Consider the following 23350-nt stretch of genomic DNA (forward strand, 5'->3'; position numbering starts at 1 on the left):
AGCCCGGCCCCCCTTTCGCGTGCTCGTCAGCCCTCCAGGAAGGCCTTGATGGCGCTGGCGAGGAGGTACGGGTCCTCGGCGCCGCAGAGTTCGCGGGCGGAGTGCATGGAGAGGGCCGCGATGCCGCAGTCGACGGTGGTGATGCCGAGCCGGGCGGCGGTGATCGGGCCGATCGTGGTGCCGCAGGGCATGGCGTTGTTGGAGACGAAGGTCTGCCACGGCACGCCGGCCTTGTCGCAGGCGGCGGCGAAGACGGCCCGGCCGAGGGCGTCGGTCGCGTAGCGGTTGTTGACGTTGACCTTGAGGATCGGGCCGCCGTTGGGCATCGGGTGGTGACCAGGCTCGTGGCGCTCGCTGTAGTTGGGGTGGACGGCGTGGCCCATGTCGGAGGAGAGGCAGACGGTGCCGGCCAGGGCGCGGGCGCGGTCCTCCGGGGTGCCGCCGCGGGCGTAGACGCTGCGCTCCAGGACGTTGCCGAGCAGGGGGCCCTGGGCGCCGGTGTCGGACTCGCTGCCCGTCTCCTCGTGGTCGAAGGCCGCGAGGACGGGGATGTACGGGAGGGCGGCGCCCGCGACGGCGGCCAGGGCGGCGGCGGCCGCGTGCACCGAGAGCAGGTTGTCCAGGCGCGGCCCGGCGAGCAGCTCGCGGTCCTTGCCGAGGTAGCAGGGCGGCTGCACGTCGTGCGTCATCAAGTCCCAGCCGACGATGTCGGCGGCGTCGACGCCCGCCTTCTCGGCGACGTACTCGATGAGCGAGCCCTCGGTGACCTCGCCGATCCCCCAGATCGGTGTGAGGTGGCGCTGCTTGTCGAGCTTGAGTCCGTCGTTGACCTGGCGGTCGAGGTGGATGGCCAGCTGGGGCACCCGCAGCAGGGCCTCGTCGATCTGCACCAGGGCGGTGCTGCCGTCGCGCAGGGCGAGGCGGCCGGAGAGGCCGAGGTCGCGGTCGAGCCAGGTGTTCAGCGGGACGCCGCCGTAGATCTCGACGGCGACCTGCCGCCAGCCGGCCGTGCCGGTGTCCGGGACGGGCTTGACCCGGAGGTTCGGCGAGTCGGTGTGGGTGCCGACGACCCGGAACGGCGTCGCCGGGGTCGCGCCCTCGGGCACGTACCAGGCGATCAGCGCGCCGCCCCTGATCACGTACCGGCCGCCCGTCGCCCCGTCCCAGGCGTCGGTCTCCGCCACCCGTCGGAACCCCGCCTTCTCCAGGCGCTCGGCCGCACTGGCCACGGCGTGGAACGGCGACGGCGAGGCGCTCAGAAAGGCGATCAGGTCGTCGGTGTGCGTGCGGTCGAAGTAGGCCGGGCGGGCGGCGGTCGACATGCTGCTCCTGGGTTGAGGGAGGGCTGAAAGCCGGACGGGGGACCCGGTCTCCGACCCCGAGCATATGCCCGTACACGGACATGACGAGGTGACTTCAACAACGGTGCCACAACGGCGGAGGGCTCGCGCACAGGGGTGGACGACAAGCACGGAGGGGGTCTACGCACTGTGCGTAGACCCCCTCCGTACTGAGGGTGTGTCAGGCGGTCAAGGGGGCGTCGGTTAGAACGCGTCCTCCGCGAGCTCCATGATCTCGTTGTCGACGCCCTCGCCGATCAGCCGCTGGGCGGCGGTGGTCGGCAGGATGTTGCGAGCGAAGAAGCGGGCGGCGGCGACCTTGCCCTGGTAGAAGGGGACGTCCTTCTCCGAGGCGCCGGCCTCCAGCTTGGCGAGCGCGACGGTCGCCTGGCGCAGCAGCAGCCAGCCGACCACGACGTCGCCGGAGACCATCAGCAGGCGGGTGGTGTTGAGGCCCACCTTGTACATGTTCTTGACGTCCTGCTCGACCGAGGAGAGGTCGGCGAGCAGCTTGCCGACGATCGCCTCCAGGTCACCGGCGGCCTTGGCGAGCAGCTCGCGCTCGGTGGCCAGGGCGTCGCCGCCCTCGTTCGCGCCGAGGAACTTCTGGATCTGCTCGGAGACCGCGGTGAGGGCCTGGCCGCCGTCCTTGACGATCTTGCGGAAGAAGAAGTCCAGGCCCTGGATCGCGGTGGTGCCCTCGTAGAGGGTGTCGATCTTGGCGTCCCGGATGTACTGCTCGATCGGGTACTCCTGCAGGTAGCCGGAGCCACCGAAGGTCTGCAGGGACTGCGCGAGCTGCTCGTACGACTTCTCCGAGCCGTAGCCCTTGACGATCGGCAGCAGCAGGTCGTTCAGGCTCTCGGCGGCCTTGTCGTCCTCGCCGCGCAGGCGGGCCGCGATCAGGTCGTCCTGGACGGAGGCGGTGTAGAGCACCAGGGCGCGCATGCCCTCGGAGTACGCCTTCTGCGTCATCAGCGAGCGGCGGACGTCCGGGTGGTTGGTGATGGTGACGCGGGGGGCGGCCTTGTCCAGGAAGTTGGAGATGTCCGCGCCCTGCACGCGCTCCTTGGCGTACTCGAGGGCGTTGAGGTAGCCGGTGGAGAGGGTGGCGATGGCCTTCGTGCCGACCATCATCCGGGCGAACTCGATGATCTTGAACATCTGGCGGATGCCGTCGACGGTCTCGCCGAGCAGCCAGCCCTTGGCCGGGTGCTTGGCGCCGAAGGTCATCTCGCAGGTGTTCGAGGCCTTGAGGCCCATCTTGTGCTCGACGTTGGTGGCGTAGACGCCGTTGCGCTCGCCCAGCTCGCCCGTCTCCCAGTCGAAGTCGAACTTGGGGACGATGTACAGGCCGAGGCCCTTGGTGCCGAGCTTGCCGCCCTCGGGGCGGGCCAGCACCAGGTGGATGATGTTCTCGGACATGTCGTGCTCACCCGAGGTGATGAAGCGCTTCACACCCTCGATGTGCCAGGAGCCGTCCTCCTGCTTGATCGCCTTGGTGCGGCCGGCGCCGACGTCGGAGCCCGCGTCGGGCTCGGTCAGCACCATGGTCGAGCCCCACTGGCGCTCGATCATGCGCAGCGCGACCTTGTTCTGCTCCTCGGTGCCCTCCTCGTGGACGACGCCGGCGAAGGCCGGGCCGGAGGAGTACATCCAGATGGCGGGGTTCGAGCCGAGGATCGACTCGGCGAACGCCCAGACCAGCGAGGACGGGGTGACCTGGCCGCCGATCGCCTCCGGGATGCCCAGGCGCCACCACTCGGCGTCCATGAAGGTCTGGTAGCTCTTCTTGAACGCGGCCGGGACGGGCGCGGTGTTGGTCTCCGGGTCGAAGACCGGCGGGTTGCGGTCGGCGTCGACGAAGGACGCGGCGAGATCGTTCTCGGCGAGGCGCGTGATCTCGCTGAGGATGTTCTTCGCGGTGTCGACGTCCATGTCGGCGAACGGACCGGTGCCGTACACCTGGTCGCGACCGAGCACCTCGAAGAGGTTGAACTCCACGTCCCGCAGGTTGGACTTGTAGTGACCCATGGCCGTTTTCTCCGGTTCGTCGCTTCCGGGGTCCGCCGCTTCCGTGCGCCCCACTTACCCGCCAGTAGACATCATGATGCTACCCGTAAGTAACTTGTACAAGGCCCTGAAGGTAAAAGGGCCGTGAAAAGGGCTATGAAGGTGGTCACGTCTCACAACGTGGGAGTGGCCACAGTTGTCCGGATCAACCGCCCTCCCGACAGTCCCCGACCGCTAATCTGTCCACGTGTACGGCTACGAGCAACCCGGCTACCAGGGTGACCCCTACCAGCAGCAGGCTGGGATGAACGGCATGCCCGGCGCCGGCCCGTACGGTGACCCGCAGGGCCCGCCCCAGCAGTCCCTGTACCCCGAACCCTCGCCGCCCACCCTCGCCGACGCCGTCCGGGCGTTCACCACCGGCTCGATGCCGGTCGAGGACTTCCAGGCGATCTTCATCACCTCCAAGGTGCACTGCCCGCGCGGCGACCGCCCGGGGTTCCTCGCCCTGCACAACACCCCGACCCCGGTGATCCCGATGTTCAGCTCCCTCAAGGAGCTGCGGCGGTACGCGGGCAAGGAGTCCAAGTACTTCAGTGTCTCCGGGGCCGAGGTGCTCGACCTGCTGCCGACCGGCTACGGCTTCGCGCTCGACATGGAGGGCGAGCACCGGATGGTGTTCGACGCCAAGGCCGTGGAGCAGATGGTCGACTTCACGATGCGGCGGATGTACGGCTAGACGGGCGTACGGCTAGGACCTGTTCCCGCGGACCATGTCGGCCAGCCGGTGCAGGCCGAGGCCGACCTCCAGCGCCGCCGTGCGGTGGTCGTCGATGCCCTGGCTGCTGAGCAGCGCGTGCATCAGCCAGAGCCGCATCTCGCCGAGGTGCTCGGGCGAGCCGTGCACGTCGTCGAACTCCTTGAAGCGGGCCTGCGGCAGGTGGGCCTCGAGCAGCTTGCTGTCGGCGCGCGGGATGATCTCGTCCCGGGTGGAGAGCACGTAGCCGACCGGGACCTGCACGGCCTCCAGCTCCTCGCCGGTGAGGGCCCAGCCGGCGAACCCGGCCCGCAGCGCCTGCTGGTCGGGCGCCCCGGTGAGCTGCTGGAGGGTCGTCTTCGTCAGTTCGGGGACCTGCTCCTGCCACCACTCGTCGTCGGTGAAGAACGGCCCGACCGGGGCGCCGACGGTGAGGATGCGGCCGATCCGCTCGTCGTGGGCGGCGGCGCGCAGCGCGAGGTGGCCGCTGAAGCTGAGCGTCAGGAGCGAGACGTCCGTCAGCCTGGCCCGGCCGTCGAGGGCGTCCAGCAGCTCGGGGAAGAGGCGCCAGGAGTCGGCGCCGTACGCGGCGGAGTGCTCGCCGACGCCCGGGAGCTCGGCGACGACGGCCGCGAAGCCCTGCTTGGCGAACTTCGGCAGCTGCGGGGCCCACTGCTCCTTGACCGAGACGATGCCGCCCATCACCACCAGCAGCGGGCGGGGCTCGGCGGCGTCCAGCCCGGCCGTCCAGGCCCGGACGGTGCCGCCGCTCGGGAGGGTCACTTCGAGGCGTTCGATGCCGCCGTGGGCGGTGCGCCAGCGGTCGAAGGCGGCGACGCTCGCCTCCTGGGCGGCGGCGCGGGCCGGGTCGGAGGGGTAGGGGAAGCGGGCCATCGCGTAGTGCGCGCAGGCCTCCAGCTCGCGGCCACGGGCGGCCAGGGTGTCGGCGGCGGCGTGCCAGACCTTCGCCCAGGAGTGCTCGTCGCCTTCGGTGTCGTTCTGGATGCGGTCCAGCACCTCGGCCACCCGGCGGGCGTCGATGCCCTGTCCGCGCGCGTGCAGCCGGGCGTACGCCTTCAGCTCGTCCAAGTCGTACATGGGTAACCGTTTCTGAGGTCGGGGGTGTCAGTGGATGTGGCCGTCCGGGTGACGCAGGCCGATGCCGGTGGCCCGGTCGAGGGCGATGTGGGCCAGCCAGCCGAGCCCGCCGACGACCAGCGGCTGGTTGAGAGTGACGACGCCCAGGGCGATGGTCGCGGCGGGGGCGACGGGGTGGTGCAGGTCGTTGTAGAGGCCGACGGTCTCGCGGGGCACGTAACCGGGGCCGGGGGTGGGCCCGCCCCTGCCCTTGAGGAAGGCCAGGTCCGGGCCGACCAGGCCGGCCCAGAAGGTCCAGGTCAGGGGGCCGGCCAGGGCGGTGGCGACGGTCAGGGCGCTGACGCCGACGACGGCGCTGAGCAGCCGCCCCTCGGGGTGGCGCCAGGTCCAGATGTCGGGCGGCGGGGCGGTGGTGGTGATGCTCACGGGCTGGTCCTTTCACCAGTCGGCGTCGCCGCCGAGGTCGGGCTCCTCCTCGCCGAGGGCGTCCATCAGGGCGTCGACCAGGGTCGGATCGAGCATGGTGCTGGCCTCGGTGTCGCGGGCGACGCCGAAGCCGGAGTCGAGGATGGCGACGCTGAGCACGTACTCCGGGTCCTCGGTGAAGGTGTGCGAGGACCAGGTGCCGTCCGGGCCGCCGCGCAGCCCCTGGCAGCCGCCGGAGCCTCCAGAGCCTCCAGAGCCGTCTGAGCTGCCTGGTCCGCTGACGCTGAAGCTCGCGAACGGCGACTGGAGGCCGGTGCCGATGGCCTTGGTGTAGGCCTCCTTGAGCGTCCAGATCCGGATCAGTTCGGCGTTGCGCCGGTCCTCCGGGAGGGCCTCGACCTGCCGGAGCTCGTCCTCGGTGCACAGGTGGCGGGCCAGGCCCTGGCCGTACAGCTCACGGTCCGCGGGCTCGGCGTCGACGCCGATCAGGCCCTGGGTGGTGAGGCCGACCAGGAGCAGGCCGTCGGTGTGGCTGATGCTGACGCTGACCGAGTCGTTGCCCCGGATGAACGGGCGGCCCTTCTCCAGGTACCCGAGCTCGACGTCCTCCGGGCCGACGCCCTGGAGGGTGGCGACGGCGTACTTGAGCAGGATGCGGGAGGCGGCGAAGCGGATCCGGACGTCCGGGTGGGTCAGGTCCAGGTACCGGGCCCAGTCCCGGCCGAGCAGGCGGCGCAGCCGGGGGCCGGGGGCCCGGTCCGGGCGCCAGTCGTCCAGCCGGGCGTAGACCAGGGCGGTGCCGTAGGCCCGGATGCTACCGGTGACGGGCTGCCACGGGCCGTCCCGGCCGGTGATCCTGATCGGCTCGCCGAACGGTTTCGCCGTCGCCGTCTCCAGCCCTGTCGTCTCCACCCCGGTCATGGAACTCCTCCAGTGTCTGCTTGAGATCGCCCAGCACGTCCGCCGCCGTGGCGCCGTCCACCACCCGGTGGTCGAAGGCCAGGCCGAGCCGCATCACGGGTGCCACGACGACCTCGCCGCCCCTGGCGACCGGGCGGTCGGTCACCCGCCCGGCGTTGACGGTGACGGCCGTCCCGCCGACCGAGTGGAAGCCGTCGACCGGGCGGTGGCCGAGCGAGCTGACCGCGACGGTGCCCAGGATCTGGGCCCGCCGCGCCGGGGCGCGCAGGGCCGCCGCGAAGGCGAGCCGACCGAGCGGCACCGGCAGCCGGCCGAGCTTGCGGACGGCCGCGAACTCGGGGAGATCGGCCGCGTCGGGCCCCCGGTAGCGGTCGACGGTGTCCTGGATGCCGGCCAGCGTCTGCCGTTCGAGGTCGGGGAGCAGCGCGGAGAGCACGGTGCGCTGCCCCTCGACCCGGCGGTCCAGGGCGAGCTTGGCGGTGACGCCGGGGAAGCGGGTGACCTTCGGCGTACGGAGCCGGGAGGGCCAGCCGGGGGCCAGCACCGCGTTCGCCTCCGGGTGCCGGGCCAGCACCTCACCGACCGCCAGCAGCAGGTAGCTGACCAGGGAGTACCGGCGTGCGCCCAGCGCCCGGTGGGCCATCACCTGCGTCATGTCGACCTCGGTGTCGAGGTAGACCGGGCGCTGGTCCGCCGCGTACTCCAGGAAGTAGAGCGTGTGCCGGCGGGCGCGGACGGGCTCGGTGCTCACCTGGCCGCCTGCCATCAGGACGCGCCCGTGCCTGCGCCTGCGCCTGCGCTCGCCAGCCGGAGGATCTGGCCCAGCGAGCGGGCCTCCAGCAGGCGGCCGACCGGCACCTTCTGCCCGGTCGACTTCTCCAGCGCCGTCACCAGCTTGAGCAGGTGCAGCGAATCCCAGCCGGGGAGCGCGTCGAAGTCGGCCTCCAGCTCGGAGAGTTCGACGGGGATGCCGATGTCGTCGTTCACCAGCTGGACGAACTCCTCGGTGGTGATGCTCATCTCTGGGCTCCTAGCTCTGCTAGATCTTCTCGAGGGCGAAACCGCCCTTGATCCACTTGCTGGACTCGATGGCCACCGCGAGCGCCTTCTCCCCCGGCTGCATCTCGGCGAGCAGCCGCTCGGTCTGGAGGAAGGGCAGCGCGTTGCCGTTGTTGCCGGTGTCGGCGACGCAGGAGATCTCCCGGACGCCGGGGATGTCGAGCCGGTCGTAGATCAGGCCGGTCATCCGGCCGGACAGCTGCGGCGGCAGGATGTAGTTCAAGTCCTCGACGGACCAGTCGAGTTCGCCGAGCAGCTCCCAGAGGATCTCCACCGCCATCACCGGGACGGACTCCTCGATGGCCTTGTAGTCCTCGTTGATCGCCTGCTTGTCGGTGTCGCGGTCGGCCACCCCGAACCACTCGATCACCTGGCCGGGCGCCCGGCCCAGGCCGGTCAGCCGGTTCAACACCCGGCGCAGCGCGACGCGTTGGCCGATCGGCTCGGGGGTGAGGACGGCCGCTCCGGCGCCGTCGCCGAAGAGTACGAAGTTGACCAGTTCGCTGGGTGCGGCGTTGGTCAGATCTCTGCGCAGGTCGAGGTGCTTGCTGCAGACGTCACCGCCGATCACCAGGCCGGTGCCGCCGGTGGTGGCCACCAGGGTGCGGCCCAGGTCGAGTGCCTGGACGGCCCCGGCGCAGCCCGACTGGAGCTGGTAGGTGGGCAGTTGGTCCAGGCCGAGCTGGTCGGCGACGTGGTTGACGGTGGCCGGCATCAGGGTGTCGGGGGTGGCCGTCCCCATCACGATGAAGTCGATCTGCGCCGGGTCGATCCCGGCGTTCGCGATCGCCCGCTCGCCCGCCTGGGCGCAGAGGTCGGCCAGCGACCAGCGGACCTCGTTGGTGCCGATGTCCCGGGCGAAGTGCCGGGTCTTCGTGCCGATGAAGACCTCGACCCACTCCTGGTTGACGCCGAGGGCCTTGGCCAGCTGCTCGTTGTCGACGGGCGCACCGGGCAGGCTGGTGCCGATCGCGGCGATGTAGGCGTCGTTGGTCGTCATCGTGCCGGTCCTCTCCTCGTGCGCGGTCTCGTCCTCTTGTGCGCTCTGGTCATGACGCCACCGTGAGGTTGCTGCGGCGCTCCTCGAAGAAGCCGATCAGGGTGCCGACGGAGCCGAGGTGCGGCAGCAGGTCCTGCACCGGGACGGCCTCGGCGAGCGCGAGCTTCTTCTCGATCCGGGTCTTCAGCTCCATCACCATCACGGAGTCGAAGCCGAGGTCCTCGTACAGCCGGGAGTGCGTGCCCAGCTCGGCGACGGTGTAGCCGCCGACCTGGGCGACGGCCGCCAGCACCGCCTCGGGGACGGGGCCGGCCAGGCCCGCGCCCCGGCCCAGGACGATCCGGGCGCTGCCCGTGGCGGCGGGCGCCGGGGTGGGCGCCGAGGTGGGCGTGCCGACGGGGGCGACCGCCGCGACCGGGGTGGCCGGGGTGCGGCGGACGGGGGCCTTGCTCCAGTACCGGTGGGCGTCGGAGAAGACGTACGGCGCCAGGCGCAGCGCCTGCCGGTCGGCCTCGGGGTAGAAGGCGTCCCAGGCCGGGTTGAGGCCGTCCCGGTGCAGGGCCGCGAGCAGCTCGGCGAGGGCGGCGGCGCCCGGGTCGTCGCCCTGGGCGGGGTGCAGGGTGCGCAGCCCGGCGGGCGGGCGCAGGCGGCGGACGAGGCTGTTCAGGACGGGCTTGGGGCCGATCTCGACGGCGTGCGTCGGGCCCGCCTCGAAGAGCCGTTCGGCGGCCTCGGCGAAGAGCACCGGCGCGCTGACGTGGTCGACCCAGTAGTCGGCGTCCATCGGCTCGTCGTCGCGCAGCAGCCGCCCGCGCACCGTCGAGTAGACCGGCAGCTGCGGTACACCCCCGCCGACCTGCCCGGCGACGGTCGCGAAGCGCTCCAGCATCGGCTGCATCAGCGGCGAGTGGAAGGCGTGCGAGACCTGCAACCAGCGGACTTCCTGGCCGCGTTCGGCGAGTACAGCGGCGATCCGGTCGAGGGCCCTGCGGTCGCCCGAAAGCACCGTCTGGCGTGGGCCGTTGACCGCGCCGATGCCCACCAGTGGCTCGGTGTCGACGAGTTCGGCCAGCTCGGCGGCCGGCAGCTGGACGGAGCACATCGCCCCGCCGGAGGGGAGCGCCTGCATCAGCGCGCCCCGGGCCGCGATCAGCCGGGCGGCCTCGGGGAGGCCGAACACCCCGGCGGTGACGGCCGCCGCGTACTCGCCGACGCTGTGGCCGAGCAGCAGCGCGGGGGCCACGCCCAACTCGGCGAGGGTGCGGGTGAGGGCGTAGCCGACGGCGAACAGCGCGGGCTGGGTGTAGCGGGTCAGGTGCACCCGCTCGTCGCCGGAGAGGATCAGCTGCACCACCGACTCGTCCAGGTGCGGGCGCAGTGCGGCGTCGGCCTCGTCCAGGAAGGCCCGGTAGCGCGGGAGTTCGCGGTAGAGGCGGGCCGTCATGCCGGGGCTCTGGGCGCCCTGGCCGGTGAAGAGCAGCGCGGTGCGGGGCCGCCCGGCGGGCTGGGCGGCGAGCCGGGCGAGCAGCTCCTCGTCCTCGGCGGCCGACCGGAGCTGTGCGGCCAGCTCGGCCGGGTCGGTGGCGGGCACCGCGAAGCGGACCCGGTGGCCGCCCTTGACCTGGTTGCTGCTCCAGCAGAGCGCCCCGACCGGGACACGGCGCTTGCCGATCTCGGCCGCCTGGGCGAGCAGGTTGCGGCGCAGCGCGTCCGGGGTGGTGGCGGAGAGGGTGAAGACGCCGACCTGGGTCTGGCCGCCGGTGGCGGGCCGGACGGCGGCGGGCGGGGCGCTCTCCAGCACCGCGTGGGCGTTGGTGCCGCCCATCCCGAAGCTGCTGAGCCCGGCGACCACCGGCCCGGCGGGCAGCCGGAGCGGGGCCTTGAGCAGCCGCAGGCCGTGCTTGGGGAGATTCAGCTTGGCGTTCTCCCGGGTGGCGAAGCGGCTGGCCGGGACGACCCGGTGGTGCAGCGCGAGGGCGACCTTGATCAGGCCCGCGATGCCCGCCGCGCCCTCGGTGTGCCCGAGGTTGCCCTTGACCGAGCCGAGCGCCATCGGCTTGCCGGTGCGGCGGCCGTGCAGCCCGCCGAGCGCCTTGACCTCGATCATGTCGCCGAGCTCGGTGCCGGTGCCGTGGCCCTCGGTGAAGGTCACGTCCGAGGGCTCGACCCCCGCCCGCTGGTAGGCGCTTGTCAGCACCTCCTGCTGCGACCAGCGGTTCGGCGCGGTGATGCCGTTGCTGCGGCCGTCCTGGTTGACGGCGGTGCCGCGGATCACCGCGTACACCTGCTGGCCGTCCGCGATCGCGTCCGCGAGGCGGCGCAGCACGACCACGCCGACGCCCTCGCCGCGGCCGATGCCGTTCGCCTCGGAGCTGAACGGCTTGCAGCGGCCGTCCGGGGCGGAGAGCCCGGCCTGGGTGTAGAAGATGCCGAGCGCGGGCGTGAGCGCGACGTTGACGCCCCCCGCGAGCGCGTAGTCGCACTCGCCGGAGAGCAGCGCGTTGCCCGCCAGGTGCACGGCGACCAGCGAGGAGGAGCAGGCCGTGTCGACGGCCAGGCTCGGGCCCTTGAGGTCGAGGTGGTAGGAGATCCGGTTGGCCGTCATGCAGTAGCCGTTGCCGGAGCCGACCTGGGCGGTGATCCGGTCGTAGTCGGTGAGGTGCAGCTGCGCCCACTCGTTGCCCATGATGCCGACGAAGACGCCGGTCCGGGTGCCCGCCAGGCTGCTCGGGGCGAGGCCCGCGTTCTCGACGGCCCGCCAGGCGGTGTGCAGCAGCAGGCGCTGCTGCGGGTCCATCGCGGCGGCCTCGCGGGGCGAGATGGTGAAGAACTCGTTGTCGAAGACGTCCGGGTCGGTGATGAAGCCGCCCTCGGTGGTGTTGGTGCGGCCCTCCGCGCCGTCGGGCGAGTGGAAGTCGCTGATCGACCAGCGGTTCTCGGGCACCTGGCCGACGCCGTCGCCGGAGCGCATCAGCAGATCCCAGTACGCGGCCGGGTCCGGTGCTCCGGGGAAGCGGCAGTCCAGGCCGACCACCGCGATGCGGCGGTCGGGCCCGGAGCCCTCTTCGGGACGGCTCATCGCGCCGCGTCCTGGCCGGCCGGTACGCCCTGTGCGGCGAACTCCTCCAGCAGGTGGCCCGCGAGCGCCTCGACCGTCGGGTAGTCCCAGGCCGCGGTGGGCTCCAGGATGAGGTCGAAGTCCTCCTCGATGTCGCCGCACAGGCCGAGCGCCGCAACGGAGTTGAGGCCGTACTCGGCGAGCGGGACGGTCGGGTCGATCTCGGAGGGGTTGCGCTTGAGGTAGACCGCGACGCGGTCGGCGAGCCAGACGGTGAGCGATTCGGCGGTGTGCCCGGCCCCGCCTGCGGGTCGGTCGGTGGTGGGGACGGACATGGTGGTCTCCTTGGGGTCGGTCTTCGACTAGCCGGCGAGGGGGGTGTCGTACAGGTCGTAGCTGCGGTGTTCGGTGAAGCGGCGGATCACCTCGTCGTGCAGCCGGGTCTCGCAGCCGGCCGGGAGCGGCGGGGGCTGGTGGCCGAGGCGGCGGGCGAGGCGGTGCAGGGCGGCGGCGGCCCAGGCCGGGTCGGCGAGGAACGCGTCGGCGCCGCCGCGGGCTTCGCGCCAGACGCCCAGGACGGCGGCGGCGGCGAGCAGGACGGCGTACCGGTCGGCCAGCGAGAAGCTGCTCGGGCTGGCCAGGGCGGTGCGGTCCTGCGGCGACAACTGGAGTGCCGCCTCCTGGAGTTGGCGCAGCTCGTCCATCAGGCGCAGCGCCAGGCTGTGCACGGCGCGCTCCTCCGGGTTGCTGCTCGGGAGGTCGTCGACGGCTGCGACCAGGGAGGCGCTGAGGCTGTCCCGGCCGGTGGCGAGGGCGAGTTGGTCGTAGCGGATGGGCGGCAGCGGGGTGCGCGGCTGGAACAGCTCGGCCGGGGCGGGCTCGGCCTTGAACCAGGAGCGGCGGGCCAGCCGGGGCAGCTGCGGGATGATCGTCGCCTGGCAGGCGGCGGAGCCGGCGTGGCCGAGGCTGAGCACCGGCAGGTCGCGGACGTGCTTCTGGAAGATCCCGAACTCGCCCTCGCGGACGTAGAAGCGGGCGCCGAGCACGATGGAGAGCTCGTACATCGTCTCGGTCAGGATCTTCGGGACGAGGTACTTGACCGCCGAGGCGTAGACGCTGGTCTCGTCCGGCAGCAGGTGCACCGCGCGGGTGCCGACGAGCGACAGGCTGTCGCTGATCAGCAGGTCGAGGAAGGCCGTGGAGAGCGTCGCACGGGCGTGCGGGATCTCCATCACGGACTTGCGGTAGAGCTGCCGCCCGAGGGCGAACCGGACCACCGTGCGCAGCGCGGTGTCGGCCGCGCCGAGGGCCATGCCGGGGATCGCGCTGCGGGTCATCTGGAAGGAGCGCAGGGCGAGTTCAACACCCTGCCCGGGGGCGCCGACCAGGGCCTCGGCGGGCACCGGGGCCTCGTCGAACTTCAGCCCGGAGAGGTGGCAGCCGCGCACCCCGACGGTGCCGTAGCGGCCGAGGATCTCCAACCGCGCGGTGTCCACCGCGGCCCGCTCGACCATCAGCACGGAGTGGCTGCGGCTGCCCGGTGCCTGCGAGGTGCGGCTGAAGAGCAGCCAGGCGGCGGCCCGGCCGGCGTTGTTGATGACCTGCTTCTCGCCGTGCAGCAGGTACCCGTCCTCCGTCGGGCGGGCCTCGAACTCGTTGCGCACGAAGTCGTTGCCGTGGGCGAGCTCGTGGTACGCGACGGAGACCTTGCCGCCGCGCAGCAGGATGTCGGCGAGGCGGCGCTGCTGGGCGGCGTCACCGGCGGCCCAGACGTTGACGGAGGCCATGAACGACGTCACGCCGTAGCCGAGGCCGAGCGCGATGTCCCGGCGGAAGACCTGCCGGACGACCCTGGTCAGGGTGTCCAGCTGGTCGAGCCGGCCACCGAGCGCGGCCGGGACGAACTCGGCGTTGAAGCCCAGGTCGTCGAGGATCTTCTCGCCCTCGGCGGAGATCTCGCCCGCCTCGTCGGCCTCCAGCAGGCGGGCGAACCCGACCGGGTTGGTGGCCTCCCCCGGGTCTCCGAAGGCCCGCTCGATGGCGGCCACCCGCGCGGCGGCCAGGGCCTCAGCCCCGATGTCCGGGCCGACCACCCGGTCGGCGGCTTGATTCAGCATGACGTCCCCTCGACTGTGTGCGTGGCTCCGGTCAGGGTCAGCGGCAGCAGCGAGGGCAGCAGCCCCTCGCCGTGCAGCGCCCGGACCTGCTCCAGGAGTGCCTCGGCGGCCTCCCGGTCGTCGGTCGGCTCACCGAGCCGGGTGAGCAGGCGGGCCAGCGCGGCCCGCAGCCACAGCCCGTCCTGCCAGAGCCCGGCCGTGCTGCCCTGGGCGGCGGCCCGGTGGTTGTGCCGCCAGATCCCGAGGGCGGCGGCGGCCGCGAAGCACAGGGCGTACCGCTTGGCGGTCTCGAACGCCTCCGGCGGCACGTCGGTGACGGCGTTCTGGTACGTCTCCATCGCCTGGTGCGTCCGGTCGACGACGGCGAGCAGCCGCTCGGCGTGCGCCAGCGCGGGCTTGAGCGCCGGGAGGGCGTCGGCCTCGGCCCGCAGCGCCTCGACCGAGCCGGGCAGCGAGGCGATGACGCCGCTGCCGTACCTGGCGACGAGCGAGAGCCGCTCGGGCGCCAGGGCCGGCACCGGCACCGCCAGGTCGTACGCAGCGGCGGCGCCGTCGAGTCCGCCGGTGCCCCGGCGGTACCCGCGGACCAGCGAGCGGAACTGGCTGACCAGGGAGTTGAGGTTGACGAGGGTGTTGCCGTCGAAGAGGCCGACGATCCGGTGGTCGCGGTCGACCTTCTGGAACATCCCCCGGGCGTGCACGTCCTTGAGGAAGGCGCGGGCGCCGAGCAGCTTGGTGAGCTCGGCGATCACCCCCTCGGTGCCGGTCGGCACCAGGTACTTGGTGACGGCGGCGGTGACGGAGAGCTCCTCGGTGAGGGTGTGCACCGAGCGCGAGGCGGTCAGGGCGAGCGCCTCGTCGAGCAGTACGTCGGTGACGGCCCCGGCCAGCACGTGCCGGGCCTGTGGGAGTTCGACCAGCTTGCGGCCGTACAGCTCGCGCTGCTCGACGAAGGCCAGCACGATGGCCAGCGCGTGGTCGGCGGCGCCGAGCGAGAGCGCCGCGCACATCGTCCGGGTCAGCTGGAGGGCCTTGAGCACGATCTCGATGCCGCCGCCGGGCTCGCCGACCACCGCCGAGGCGGGCACCGGGGCGCTGTCGAAGACGATGCCGGAGATGTCGGCGCCCCGGATGCCGTGCGTCCGAATCTTCGGCAGGTGCCGGTAACTGCCTTGCGGCACGGCCCGCTTGTCGAGCAGCAGGACGCTGAAGCCGCGCGGGCCGGCCTCCCGGTCGGTCCGGGTGAGCAGCGAGAGCAGGCTGCCCCGGGTGGCGTTGTTGATCAGCCACTTCTCGCCGCTGACCAGGTAGCCGTCGCCGGTCGGGACGCCCTCCACCTCGCCCGCCAACAGGTCGCTGCCGTGGGCCCGTTCGGTCAGCCCGAGCGAGACGGGCAGCCCGGCGCGGATGTCCGCGCCGAGGGCCACCGCCTGCTCCGCCGTACCGGCGACCCAGACGCACACCCCGCCGAGGTAGGTCTTGCCGTGCCCGATCGCGACCGTGAGATCGCGCCGGGCGACGGTGCGGATCAGCTGGAGCACCTGCTCGTAGCTCTCCAGCCGCCCGCCGAACTGCGCGGGCACGTAGTACTCGTGGATTCCGAGCTCCTCCAGCCGCCGGCAGATCGCGGCCGGGAACTCCTCCGTCTCGTCCAGTACCAGGCAGTTCGCGTGGCTGAAGACCACTGCCGGGTCCTCCGGATCGCCGAGATCGCGTTCCAGCTGCTCGGCCAGCAGGTAGGGAGCGTGGTCCATGTCAGCTCACCGTGGCCAGGGGAGCGGCGCTGACGAGCGCCTGGACGCCGTCCTCCAGCACCTCGTGCAGCGGGACGAGCTTGCCCTCGACCAGGAGTTGGCGCATCAGGGTGCGCTGCAGCTTGCCGCTGGTGGTCTTCCGGACGGTGCCGGGCTTGACCAGCACGACGCTGCCGGCGACGGTGAACTCGCGGCTGATCAGCTGCCGGATCTGCGCCGCCAGGGCGGGCAGGTCGGCGGCGGAGGGCGCGTTCGGCTTGACCTCCTGGACGAGCACGAGGTGCTCCTCGCCGGTGTCGACCGAGAACACCGTGCCGTTGCCGGGCGCCAGCGCCGGGTCCAGCGCCTGGACGGTGCGCTCGACGTCGTGCGGGTAGATGTTCCGGCCGTTGATCAGGATCATCTCCTTGAGCCGGCCGGTGACGTACAGCTCGCCCGCCTCGAGCGCGCCCAGGTCACCCGTGCGCAGCCAGCCCGCGTCCGGCCCCTCCGGGCCGCCGACGATGACCGCCTGGAAGATCTCGGCGTTGGTCTCAGGGCGCTTCCAGTACCCGCTCGCCACGCTGTCGCCCTTGACCCAGATCTCGCCGACGCCGCCCTCGGGCTGCTCGACGTGGCTCTGCGGGTCGACGATCCGGACGTCGAAGTCCCGGATCACCCCGCTGCTGACCAGCGTCCGGGCCGGTGCCTCGCCGACCGGCTCGCGCAGCACGCCGAGCTCCAGCGCGGCCGCGTCGGCGTTGCGGACCACCGGCGCCTTCCCGTACGGGGTGCCGGAGACCAGCAGCGTCGTCTCCGCCATGCCGTAGCAGGGGAAGAACGCCTCCGGGGTGAACCCGGCCGGGGCGAAGCGCTCGCTGAACGCACGGATCGTCTCGGCCCGGATCGGCTCGGCGCCGTTGCAGGCCACCTTCCAGCTGGAGAGGTCCAGCGTGGCCAGCTGCTCGTCGGTGACCCGGCGGGTGCACAGGTCGAAGGCGAAGTTCGGGCCGCCGCCGATGCTGACCTGGTACTGGTCGATCATCTGGAGCCAGCGGAACGGCCGCTTGAGGAACGAGACCGGCGACATCAGGGCCGCCGAGCCGCCCAGCCAGAGCGGCTGGAGGATGTGCCCGATCAGGCCCATGTCGTGGTAGAACGGCAGCCAGCCACCGAGCCTGTGCTCCTTCTCGCTGCCGGCCGAGCGCTGGATCGCGTACTCGTTGGACAGCAGGTTGAAGTGCGAGACCATCACGCCCTTGGGGCTGCTGGTCGACCCCGAGGTGTACTGCAGGAAGGCCAGCGACTCGGGGGTGAGGCGCGGCTCCCGCCAGGCGGAGGCGTCGCCGTGGCCGGGGAGGTCGGTGGCGAGGCAGGCCACGTCGGTGAAGCCCGCCTCGGCCAGCCAGGCGCTGATGTTCGGCTCGTTGGCGCTGTCGGTGAGCACCGCCTTGACCTCGGCGTCGCGCAGGATGCCCGAGACGCGGGCGAAGTGGTGCCCCTGGTCGCCGGGCAGCGGCGCCGGGACAGCAACCGCACCGGCGTACAGGCAGGCGGTGAACGCCTTCACGAAGTCGGCGCTGGAGGGGTAGAGCAGCAGCACCTGGCCGCCCTCCGCACCCTTGGCCTGGAGCCAGGAGGCTATCCGGCGCGCCTCGGCGTCGAGCCCCTGGTAGGAGAGGTGCTCGGCCTGGCTGCCGGCCGCGCTGTCGTGCAGGAAGATGAAGGCGTCCTTCTCCCCAAGTTCCGCGGTGCGGTGCAGGACCAGCTCGGTGAATGTCCCGAATCCCGTCAACGTCTTCCCCTCGCCTCTGATACCGCCGACGGGCGCACCGCCGGGATCGACCAACAGTTGGGATGTTCCGCGCGTGGGCTTTAGCGGCCCTTGCGTACTGCTCAGCCCGCCCGTACCGCTCAGCTCGTCAGGCGGTCCCACAGGGAGCGCTCCTCCGGGGTCGGCGGGAGCCACGGCACGGCGCGCTCCGGGTGCCCGGGAGCCGGGCCGGTCAGGCCGGGGGTGACCACCAGGGCCGTCAGCTCCTCGTTGGCCAGGCCGTTGAACGCGCCCAGCACGATCAGGCCGAGCCAGGTGCTGTGGCCCAGGCCGCGCCACCAGCTCCAGGCGGACTGCTGGGGCTGCTGGGGCTGTTCGGGCTCCTGCGGCTGGTCAGAACCGGGCGGTGACTCGGACATGGCCGGGGACCTCCAGGACGTCGGCGAGGTCGTGGGTGAAGTCCGGCTCCTGCTCGGTGCCACCGTCCCGGACGAAGCCGACCGAGGGGTAGAACTCCCGCACCTTGTGGTTCTTCTTGGTCGGCCGGTACGAGGCCGTCACCCGGCGCAGGCCGCGCCCGGCCGCCTGGGCGAGCACCGCCGCGAGGGCCGTCTGCTCGATCCCCCGGGAGAACACCCGGCAGCTAAGGATCACGTTGTCGACCCGCAGGGTGTCGCCCTCGACGTGCGCGAAGACCCCACCGACCAGACCCTGGTCACCGAACCGGTCGGCCGTGCGGACGGCCAGCACCCAGTGCGCCTCGTCGGCCAGTCGGGCCCGGACGTCGGCGATCTGGAGCCGCTCGGTGGTGAGGTTGAACTGGTTCGTCCGGAGCGTCAGTTGGGCCAGCCGGGCGATCTCGTGCTCCTGCACCGGCGAGAGGTCGACCGTCACCTGGAGCTGCGCCAGGTACTCCGCCATCGAGCCGGTGCTCTCCAGCAGCGTCTGCCGGGCCTCCTCGCTGCGGTACAGCCCCGCACGGGCCCGGTCCTCCGCCGTCAACTCCCGCACGTCGAACCAGTTGTCCGCCAGCAGTGCGGCGATGTGCAGGGCCGGCTCCTCGTCCAGCCGGACGACCGCCACCCCCGGCAGCGAACTCGTCACCAGGCCGGTCTCGAACGGCGAGTCGTCGGCGAAGACGAAGCTGTCGACGCCGAGGTTCAACCGCTCCGCGATGTCCCGCAGGTTGGCGTCCTTGGGCTGCCAGTTGGCGTTGATCCGGACGAAGTCGGCGGTACGCAGCACCATGTCCGGGTGGCTGCCGAGGACTTCGAGCACCGGCTCCTGGTCGTTCTTGCTGCTCACCGCGAGCAGCACGCCCTGCGAGCCGATCTGCTTGACCACCTTCTGGAAGCGGCCGAACGCCTCGCCCCGGAAGGTCACCGCGGCGGCGATGCCGTCGGCGCCGTCGTCACCGAGGATGCCGTCCCAGAGGGTGTTGTCGAGGTCGACGACCAGCACCTTCTTCGTCCGGCCGCGCAGCGTCCGGGCCAGGTGGCCGACCTCGCGGGCGTACCGGCCGAGCAGCTCGTCGCCGTACTCGGCACGGGCGTAGACGGCCAGCCTGGGGTCGTTGACCGGGCCGCCCTCGGCGAGCAGCGGCTCCAGGTCGAGCACCGTGACGCGGTCGTACTTCGCCGCGAGCCGGAGCAGACCGGTGTTGAACTCCCGCCAGGCGATCCCGAGTTCGGCCCGGGAGGCGAGGTCGACCAGCTGGTGCGTCCAGCCGCGCAGCAGCGGCACGGTGTTGAGCACCAGGGTGCCGGTGCCGTGCTCCAGGTAGTGCGCGGCGAGCCGGTCGAGCTGGGCCAGCGTGCCGGTGGTGGCGGCGACGGCGTCGCCGACCTGCCAGGGGGTGGGCAGCGAGCGGAGCACCGCTTCGGCGTCCAGCACGCAGAGCGTGAGGTCGGCCTTCGCGCCGTACAACTCACTGCTGGTGTCCTGGAGTTCGGTGATCCATCCGTCGAAGTCGCCGACCCAGGGGCGTAGCAGCAGGCCGTGCCGGGCGAGTTCACCGGTCAGGGCCGGGAGCAGGCCGCCCAGGGTGGAGGAGCCGGTGACGGCGATGGTGAAGGCGTCGGTGCCGGGGTGCAGCGCGAGCACGTCCTCCGCCTTCAGGCGGCCGAGCTGGCGGCCGGCTCGGGCGGTCTCCTCCGGGCCTGCGGCGGAAAGCAGTTGCGGGATCTCGGGGTAGTGGGCAGCGAGCTCGCCGGAGGCGGCCAGTGCTCGGAGCTTCTCCAGCAGGGTCAGGTCGGCGGTGATGGTCAACGGATTCTCCCGCTCTCGGATGGGTGTCCGAATCGACCCTGAGCGGTAGGGCTAAAGAGCACCTTGCGGAGGATGACCGGTCGGAGCAACCACCGCAGGGGCGCGGGGCTCTGCTCGATGAGCAGAGCCCCGCGCCCCTGCGGGCTGATGTCTCAGTGGCGGAAGAGCCAGAAGACCCGGTCGAGGGCGGTGAGATGGTAGATGACCAGCACCACCAGCAGGATCGTCGCCGGGGTCTTCGCGCCGGCGTTGTAGAGCGCGTACGCCGCGCCGAAGAGGATCGCCAGCTCCAGCAGGAACCGCAGGGCGCCGGGTGTCGCGACGACGGTGCCGCCGTTGCGGGACGGGTCGCCGGGGGTGGCGAAGACCGTCCAGAGCACTGCCGTCAGGATCGGCAGCGCGATCAGCGCGACCACCCGCATGCCGCCGGGGGCGGTCTTGTATCCCCAGTAGCCGAACGCCGCGAGAGCCGACAGCTCAAGCAGGAACCGAACTCCCAGACTGACCGGGCTGAAACCCATCACGCCACCCTCTTTCCGCCGTGTTTCGCAGGGCCTCCAGCCATGCGCCGGTGGCCGTTTGGAGTTTTTCGCTGTCGTAGAACAGAGTCAGCAGGAGGCCGGACATCGACTCCTCGACGGTCAGCAGGGTGCCGCCGTCCGCAGTCCGGGCCAGCAGGTGCCGGCGGACGGCGCGCGCTCCGGCGCAGACGCCCGTCCAGCTGACCTCCTGCCCGGGTATCAGGGTCGCGATGGTCGAGCGGATGCGTTTGTCGCCGCTCAGCCACTCGAACCGGGAGCCGGGCCGCAGCGGCGTGTCGGAGGCCACCAGGCCGTGCACGCCGTCGAACCAGCGCGGCCAGCCGGTGACGTCTGTGATCAACTGCCAGACCTGGCCCGGTGGCGCGGCGATGGCGACCTGGTGCCGCGCCTGGACGGGCGCCGCGCTGTCGACCCGACCGGCTCGCGCGTAGTCCCGGTCCAGTGTGGCGAGCGAGGGCCCGACCCGGAGCAGGCCGGACAGGCGGCTCACCACGCCACCGGGAGCCTGCCGACCCCGTGCACGAGGCGTCCGGTCTGGCGGGGGATGGACTCGAGCGGGGCGTTCAGCCGGAGCGTGGGGAAGCGGCGGATCAACGTCTCGATGGCGATCTGGAGTTCGGCACGGGCCAGGCCCGAGCCGAGGCAGTAGTGCGCGCCCTGGCCGAAGGTCATGTGGTCGACGTGCGCGCGCCGCACGTCGAGGACCTCGGCCTGCTCGAAGTGGCGCTCGTCCCGGTTCGCCGAGCCGGGCGAGGGCAGTAGGGCCTCACCGGCGCGTACCGGAGTGCCGTCGATCACGACGTCCTCCAGCGCTATCCGCAACAGGGTCTCGTCGCCCGGCGGGAAGAGCCGCAGCAGCTCCTCCACCGCGTTCGGGATCAACTCGGGCTCCTTGCGCAGGATGTCGAGCTGGTCGGGGTGGGTGAGCAGCGCCAGGACGCTGTTGCCGATCTGGTTGGCGGTGGTCTCGTGACCCGCCAGCAGCAGGCTGACACCGAGGAAGATGAGCTCCTCCTCGCTGAGCCGCCCGTCGTCGGAGTCGGAGATCTGGGTGAGTGCGGAGAGCAGGTCGGCGCCGGGGTGCAGGCGCTTGTCGGCGACCAGGCCGGAGAGGTAGACGTAGAGCGCCCGTTGGGCCGCGAGGATCTCCTCGACCGGGCGGGCGGTGATGGCCATGAAGGAGTCGGACCAGGCGGCGAACTGCTCGCGGTCCTCGTACGGCACCCCGAGCAGCTCGCAGATCATCTGGACGGGCAGCGGGAAGGCCAGCGCCTGGACGAGGTCGGTCTCCCGGCCGGGGAGGGCGGCCATCTGGTCGAGGAGGCTGTCGGTGTACTCCTGGATGCGCGGGCGCAGCGCGGCCACCCGGCGGACGGTGAACTCGCGGGAGACCAGGCGGCGGACTCTGCTGTGCTCCGGATCGTCCATGTTGAGCAGGGTCTTGAACTTCTGCGGTGCCGGGCCGTACCGGGGGGCGCCGTCCTCCATGGTGGCGGCGCGGCTGAAGCGGGGGTCCGAGAGCACCAGGCGGACCTCCTCGTACCTGGTCACGAGCTGTCCCGTGTCACCGCTGGGCATCCGGACGGCGGTCAGGGCCGCCTCCTCGCGCAGGCGGGCGTAGTGCGGGCAGGGGTGCAGGGGCGAGGTGCGCTCGAAGGGGAAGTCCACGGCTTCGGGCTGGTCGGTCATGGGGCTCTCTCTCCAATCGGGGGCGACGGGGGTTCAGCGGGTGGCATCCCCGACCGGTTCGGTGCGGCGGCCGCGCGGGGCGAGCTCCAGCGGCTTGCCGCTGCGGCGGACGGCGTCCTGGAGCTGGTAGTAGACGCCGCCGACGATCGCGCGCTTGAGCCGGCTGCTGGTGCTGACCACCCGGTACACGGCGCGGCGCAGCGCCACGGCGAGCGGGTGCGAGAGCGCGAACGCGCGCTCCTGGCGCATCTGGAGGCGCCGGGCGGTCGAGACGGCGTCCTCGCGGGCGGCCTGGAACTTCTGGCCGGCCTCGTTCAGGGCGGCGTGCGGGTCGCGCGCCAGCAACGCTCGCGAAACCAGCGGCGCCAGCGTGATCGCGTCCACCATCGCCTGGTTGACGCCCTGGCCGAGCACCGGCGTGAGGGTGTGGGCGGCGTCGCCGATCAGCACCAGGCCGGGCATCGACCACTCGGGGACGACGGCGGTGAAGATGTCCAGCATCGAGGTGTCGGACCAGCCCTTGACGTGCTCCCGCACCCCGGCGGAGAGTTCGGGCGCCAGCTCGTCGATCCGCTCGTGCAGGGCGCCGATGCCCTCCTTGCGCAGCTCGCGCAGCCCTCCCTTGGGGATGTTGAAGCCGATCCGGATGAGATCCGGGACGGTCGGGATGAAGAGGCCGTGCCGGTCGCCGAGGATGCGCACCCGCAGGGTGTGCTTGTCCCAGCTGTCGGGGATCGGCACCTTGAACCAGACGAAGTCGCGCTCCAGCGGTATCTTGTCGTAGCGCAGCCCGGCCATCTCGCGGATCTTGCTGAACCGGCCGTCGGCGGCGACCACCAGCTGGGCGTGGATCTCCAGCGGCCCGTCCGGTCCGGTGGCCAGCACCCCGGCTATCCGGTCGCCGTCGTAGCGCAGCCCAGTGGCGGTGGTGCGGCGCAGCAGCGAGAAGCCGGCGTGCTGCTCGGCCTCGGCGGCGAGGGCCTCCAGCAGTACGGGCTGGGGCAGCTCCATCGGGTAGCGGCTGGGCTCGTCGAAGTCGGCGAACTCGGCCGAGAGCACGTCCTTGCCGCCGTCGGTGATGATCATCCGCTCGGTCCGCAGCGTCGAGTCCCTGACCTGGTCGAGGATGCCGAGGCGCTCCAGCATCCAGACCGAGTCCGGTGAGATGGACTCGCCCCGGAACGAGCGGTTGAAGTGCCCGCTCTGCTCGACGACGACCACCTCACGGGAGTAGCGGGCGAGTTCCAGCGCGAGAGCGAGGCCCGCCGGGCCCCCTCCCACCACACACACCTGGGTGTTCAGTGCAGCTGTCATCGCCTTCCCTCTCCTGGAGTCCCACAGAGCCGGTGGCCAGCCTTCCGGGCGGCGCTAAAGCGGCTCTTGCACGGACCGCACCGGCCCTGACGACGGCCAACTCACGGCTTTAGCACGGCTACAGAACGTCTTCGTACCGTTGCACAGCCAGAGCCGCGCCGCCCGTGGGCCAAGCCCGGCAGCCGTCCATTCAAGGAGCAGCCACCATGAAGACCGAGTCCGCCGAGGCAGCATCTGCCTC

20 protein-coding genes are annotated in these 23350 nt (G+C 71.9%); 1 reads left to right on the forward strand and 19 read right to left on the reverse strand.

The window, feature by feature from the left end; translation table 11 throughout:
- Positions 1 to 26: 26 nt before the first annotated feature.
- Both ACR68M_RS14980 and ACR68M_RS14985 read right to left on the reverse strand, forming a co-directional pair.
- Positions 27 to 1322: a M18 family aminopeptidase gene (locus ACR68M_RS14980; RefSeq protein ID WP_441250983.1), complete on the reverse strand. Its 1296-nt coding sequence runs from the start codon at positions 1320 to 1322 to the stop codon at positions 27 to 29.
- Positions 1323 to 1544: 222 nt separating this feature from the next.
- The gene (locus tag ACR68M_RS14985) at positions 1545 to 3374 is read right to left on the reverse strand and encodes an acyl-CoA dehydrogenase (RefSeq protein ID WP_441250984.1); all 1830 of its coding nucleotides are present in this window, start codon (positions 3372 to 3374) and stop codon (positions 1545 to 1547) included.
- Between the two features lie 226 nt (positions 3375 to 3600).
- Here ACR68M_RS14985 and ACR68M_RS14990 point away from each other — a divergent pair, with 226 nt between their 5' ends.
- On the forward strand, positions 3601 to 4092 hold the full coding sequence (locus ACR68M_RS14990; protein WP_441250985.1) for an SseB family protein: 492 nt from the start codon (positions 3601 to 3603) through the stop codon (positions 4090 to 4092).
- A gap of 12 nt (positions 4093 to 4104) precedes the next feature.
- Here the strand turns inward: ACR68M_RS14990 and ACR68M_RS14995 are convergent, their stop codons facing one another.
- From ACR68M_RS14995 to ACR68M_RS15075, 17 genes are all read right to left on the reverse strand, one after another.
- Positions 4105 to 5208 (reverse strand): alpha/beta fold hydrolase, encoded by a 1104-nt coding sequence (locus ACR68M_RS14995; RefSeq protein ID WP_441250986.1) that lies wholly within the window; start codon positions 5206 to 5208, stop codon positions 4105 to 4107.
- A gap of 27 nt (positions 5209 to 5235) precedes the next feature.
- Positions 5236 to 5634 (reverse strand): DUF4260 family protein, encoded by a 399-nt coding sequence (locus ACR68M_RS15000; protein ID WP_441250987.1) that lies wholly within the window; start codon positions 5632 to 5634, stop codon positions 5236 to 5238.
- A gap of 12 nt (positions 5635 to 5646) precedes the next feature.
- Positions 5647 to 6555, reverse strand: a complete 909-nt coding sequence (locus ACR68M_RS15005; RefSeq protein ID WP_441250988.1) for a 4'-phosphopantetheinyl transferase family protein — start codon at positions 6553 to 6555, stop codon at positions 5647 to 5649.
- Positions 6449 to 7306 (reverse strand): 2-oxo acid dehydrogenase subunit E2, encoded by an 858-nt coding sequence (locus ACR68M_RS15010; RefSeq protein WP_441250989.1) that lies wholly within the window; start codon positions 7304 to 7306, stop codon positions 6449 to 6451. The genes ACR68M_RS15005 and ACR68M_RS15010 overlap by 107 nt, the downstream gene beginning before the upstream one ends.
- A gap of 14 nt (positions 7307 to 7320) precedes the next feature.
- Positions 7321 to 7575: an acyl carrier protein gene (locus ACR68M_RS15015; protein ID WP_441250990.1), complete on the reverse strand. Its 255-nt coding sequence runs from the start codon at positions 7573 to 7575 to the stop codon at positions 7321 to 7323.
- 19 nt (positions 7576 to 7594) lie between these two features.
- The gene (locus tag ACR68M_RS15020; RefSeq protein ID WP_441250991.1) at positions 7595 to 8614 is read right to left on the reverse strand and encodes a 3-oxoacyl-ACP synthase III family protein; all 1020 of its coding nucleotides are present in this window, start codon (positions 8612 to 8614) and stop codon (positions 7595 to 7597) included.
- Positions 8615 to 8663: 49 nt separating this feature from the next.
- Positions 8664 to 11693: a type I polyketide synthase gene (locus ACR68M_RS15025; protein WP_441250992.1), complete on the reverse strand. Its 3030-nt coding sequence runs from the start codon at positions 11691 to 11693 to the stop codon at positions 8664 to 8666.
- Positions 11690 to 12007: an acyl carrier protein gene (locus ACR68M_RS15030; RefSeq protein ID WP_441250993.1), complete on the reverse strand. Its 318-nt coding sequence runs from the start codon at positions 12005 to 12007 to the stop codon at positions 11690 to 11692. Before ACR68M_RS15030 ends, ACR68M_RS15025 begins: the two co-directional genes overlap by 4 nt.
- A 27-nt stretch (positions 12008 to 12034) precedes the next feature.
- Positions 12035 to 13789, reverse strand: a complete 1755-nt coding sequence (locus ACR68M_RS15035; RefSeq protein ID WP_441250994.1) for an acyl-CoA dehydrogenase family protein — start codon at positions 13787 to 13789, stop codon at positions 12035 to 12037.
- Complete coding sequence (locus tag ACR68M_RS15040) at positions 13783 to 15543, reverse strand: acyl-CoA dehydrogenase family protein (RefSeq protein WP_441250995.1); 1761 nt, start codon at positions 15541 to 15543, stop codon at positions 13783 to 13785. Before ACR68M_RS15040 ends, ACR68M_RS15035 begins: the two co-directional genes overlap by 7 nt.
- 1 nt (position 15544) lies before the next feature.
- Entirely contained in the window at positions 15545 to 17317 is a 1773-nt protein-coding gene (locus tag ACR68M_RS15045) for a fatty acyl-AMP ligase (protein WP_441250996.1), read from the reverse strand.
- 119 nt (positions 17318 to 17436) lie between these two features.
- Positions 17437 to 17715 carry a DUF6059 family protein gene (locus tag ACR68M_RS15050; protein ID WP_441250997.1) on the reverse strand — a complete coding sequence of 93 codons (279 nt, stop codon included), beginning with the start codon at positions 17713 to 17715 and terminating at the stop codon, positions 17437 to 17439.
- On the reverse strand, positions 17690 to 19564 hold the full coding sequence (locus tag ACR68M_RS15055) for an HAD-IIIC family phosphatase (RefSeq protein WP_441250998.1): 1875 nt from the start codon (positions 19562 to 19564) through the stop codon (positions 17690 to 17692). The genes ACR68M_RS15050 and ACR68M_RS15055 overlap by 26 nt, the downstream gene beginning before the upstream one ends.
- A 152-nt stretch (positions 19565 to 19716) precedes the next feature.
- The gene (locus ACR68M_RS15060; protein WP_441250999.1) at positions 19717 to 20085 is read right to left on the reverse strand and encodes a YrdB family protein; all 369 of its coding nucleotides are present in this window, start codon (positions 20083 to 20085) and stop codon (positions 19717 to 19719) included.
- A complete protein-coding gene (locus tag ACR68M_RS15065) occupies positions 20042 to 20596 on the reverse strand; it encodes an SRPBCC family protein (protein WP_441251000.1) in 555 nt (184 codons plus the stop codon). Before ACR68M_RS15065 ends, ACR68M_RS15060 begins: the two co-directional genes overlap by 44 nt.
- Positions 20593 to 21795 (reverse strand): cytochrome P450, encoded by a 1203-nt coding sequence (locus ACR68M_RS15070; RefSeq protein WP_441251001.1) that lies wholly within the window; start codon positions 21793 to 21795, stop codon positions 20593 to 20595. Before ACR68M_RS15070 ends, ACR68M_RS15065 begins: the two co-directional genes overlap by 4 nt.
- Positions 21796 to 21828: 33 nt before the next feature.
- A complete protein-coding gene (locus ACR68M_RS15075) occupies positions 21829 to 23109 on the reverse strand; it encodes an FAD-dependent oxidoreductase (RefSeq protein WP_441251002.1) in 1281 nt (426 codons plus the stop codon).
- Positions 23110 to 23350 lie beyond the last annotated feature (241 nt).

This window comes from Kitasatospora sp. McL0602, from assembly GCF_052076145.1.
Classification (GTDB): Bacteria; Actinomycetota; Actinomycetes; order Streptomycetales; family Streptomycetaceae; genus Kitasatospora.